The sequence below is a fragment of the Nonomuraea ferruginea genome (assembly GCF_039540635.1).
Lineage (GTDB): Bacteria > Actinomycetota > Actinomycetes > Streptosporangiales > Streptosporangiaceae > Nonomuraea > Nonomuraea ferruginea.
Window position 1 is genome coordinate 1 of sequence record NZ_BAABFD010000048.1, and the last position, 3,029, is coordinate 3,029.

The following is a 3,029-nucleotide window of genomic DNA, read 5'->3' on the forward strand; positions in this document are numbered from 1 at the left end:
GGATCTGGAGGGGTTGTTCGATCCGGATCCGGAGGTGGTGGGGAAGTCGTATACGCGTCATGGGGGGTTCGTGTATGACGCGGGTGAGTTCGATGCGGCGTTCTTCGGGATGAGTCCGCGGAGTGCGCTGGCGACGGATCCGCAGCATCGGTTGTTCTTGGAGTCGTGCTGGGAGGCGTTGGAGCGGGCGGGGATCGATCCGGTGACGCTGCGGGGCAGCCGTACCGGCGTCTACGCCGGCAACATGTTCAACGACTACTCCTCCCGTTACGTGCACGGCGCGGTTCCTCCGGCGCTGGAGGGGGTGCTGCTGTCGGCGAGCACGCCCAGCGTGCTGTCCGGGCGGGTCTCCTACACCCTCGGGCTCGAAGGCCCCTCGCTCACCGTCGACACCGCCTGCTCCTCCTCCCTGGTCACCCTGCACCTGGCCGTGCGGGCCCTGCGGCAGGAGGAGTGCACGCTGGCCCTCGCGGGCGGCGTCACCCTGCTGGCCTCACCTGACGCCTTCGTGGAGTTCTCGCGCCAGCGCGCGCTCTCTCCTGACGGCCGCTGCAAGCCGTTCTCCTCCACTGCCGATGGTGCGGCGTGGGCGGAGGGTGTGGGGGTGCTGGTGCTGGAGCGGTTGTCGGAGGCGCGGCGCAACGGCCGGCGGATCCTGGCGGTGGTGCGTGGTTCGGCGGTGAACCAGGACGGCGCCTCCAACGGGATGACGGCGCCGAGCGGTCCGGCCCAGGAGCGGGTGATCCGTCAGGCGCTGGCCGACGCGTTGCTGGACACGCGGGACATCGACGTCGTGGAGGCGCACGGCACCGGCACGACGTTGGGCGACCCGATCGAGGCGCAGGCGTTGCTGGCCACGTACGGGCGTGGCCGTCCGGCTGAGCGGCCGGTGTGGCTGGGCTCGTTGAAGTCGAACATCGGTCACACCCAGGCGGCTGCCGGGGTGGCCGGTGTGATCAAGATGGTGCAGGCCATGCGGCACGGGACGCTGCCCCGTACCCTCCACGTCGAGGAGCCGACGCCGCACGCCGACTGGTCCGCGGGCGGCGTACGGCTGCTCACCGAGGCCCGCGAGTGGCCGCGCGGCGAGCACCCCCGCCGGGCGGGGGTCTCCTCCTTCGGCATCAGCGGCACCAACGCGCACGCCATCATCGAGGAATACGTCCCCGAGGCCGCGCCCCTGCCCGAAGCCCGCCCCGAGCGCGTCTTCACCGGCCCGCTCGCCTGGGCCGTCAGCGGCCACACCGCCCAGGGCGTGCGCGCGCAGGCCGAGCGGCTGCACCGCCACGTCACGGCGCAGGACCGCCCCGACCCCGCCGACGTGGCACACTCCCTGGTCACCACCCGGACGGCGCACCCGCACCGCGCGGTCGTGCTCGGCCGCGACCATGAGACCCTGGTCGCCCATCTCGGCGACCACTTGCACGGGCGTCCCGTGGCCGAGGTGGTCACCGGCGTGGCGGCCGAGCACACCCGCACGGCCTTCCTGTTCACCGGGCAGGGCGGGCAGCGGCCCGGCATGGGCCGGGAGCTGGCCGCCGCCTCGCCGGTGTTCGCCGCGGCCCTGGACGAGGCGTGCGCCGCCCTCGACCCCCACCTGGACCGGCCGCTGCGCGAGGTCATGTGGGCCGGGCCAGGCACCCCGGAAGCCGCCCTGCTCGACGAGACCCTCTACACCCAGCCGGCCCTGTTCGCCTTCGAGGTCGCCGCCTTCCGGCTGCTGGAGTCGCTCGGGCTCGCCCCCGCGTACGTCGCCGGGCACTCCGTCGGCGAGTTCGCCGCCGCGCACGTCGCCGGGATCTGGTCGCTGCCGGACGCCGCCCGCCTGATCGCCGCCCGCGCCCGGCTGATGCACGGGCTGCGCGAGCCCGGCGCCATGATCGCGATCGCCGCCACGCCGGACGAGGTCCGGCTCACCCTGGCCGGGCTCGACGACAAGGCTGGCATCGCCGCCGTCAACGGGCCGGACAGCGTGGTGATCTCCGGCGACGAGGAGACGTGTCTCGCGGTCGCCGCCCACTGGCGCGAGCGCGGCCGGCGCACCCGGCGGCTGACCGTCAGCCACGCCTTCCACTCCCCGCTGATGGAACCGATGGTCGGCGAGTTCGCCGCCGAGCTGGACACGGTGACGTTCGGCAAGCCCCGGATCGCGTCCGTGACCGGCCTCCTCGACACCCCGTGGACCAGCCCCGAATACTGGCTGAGCCAGATCAGGCTGCCCGTCTTGTTCCACCCGATGATCGCCCGGCTGGAGGAGCAGGGGGTCAACCTCTTCCTGGAGGTCGGGCCGCAGGCCGTGCTCGCCGGCATGGCGCACGACTGCGTCACCGGCGAGGACGCCTCGATCCTCGCCCTGCACCGCCGCGACCGCGCCGAGCCTGACGCGCTGGCCGCGTGCCTGGCCGGCGCCTGGGCCGCCGGAGCGTCCGTCGACTGGCCCGCGCTGCTCCCCGGCGGGAACCGGGTGGACCTGCCGACCTACGCCTTCGAGCGCGAGCGTTACTGGCTCGGCCCGCCCGCCCGCGCCGCGAACCTGTCCGCCGTCGGCCTGCGCGAGGTCGCCCACCCCCTGCTGGGAGCCGAGCTCGACCTCGCCGGGGACGGGCCGGTCGTGTTCACCGGCAGCCTGTCGATCAACGGCGCGCCCTGGCTCGCCGACCACGCGGTGGCGGGCGCCGTGGTGCTGCCCGGCACCGCGCTGGCCGACCTGGTCCTGGAAGCCGCCACGAGGACCGGGTCCGACCTGGTCGAGGAGCTGATGTTCGAGGCTCCGCTGGTGCTGCCGCGGCACGGCCCGATCACGGTCCAGGTCGTCGTGGACCCTCCTGACTCCTCGGGCGCCCGCCCGGTGCGCGTCCACTCGCGGCCGGTCGACGACCCCGAGACCGGCTGGACCCGGCACGCGTCCGGCTCGCTGGCCGACGGCGCCGTGGGTGCCGGTGTGTGCGAGTGGGCCGGGGTGTGGCCACCCGTCGACGCGGTGGTGGTGGAGGTCGAGGGGGGTTACGAGCGGCTGGGGGAGCGGGGTT

At 74.1% G+C, this 3,029-nt stretch carries 1 protein-coding gene; it reads left to right on the plus strand.

Translation table 11 applies throughout. The features are described 5' to 3' along the window. Positions 1 to 37: 37 nt before the first annotated feature. Positions 38 to 3,029: type I polyketide synthase (locus ABD999_RS43685; protein ID WP_345483300.1), on the plus strand; the 2,992-nt coding region annotated here is incomplete at its 3' end.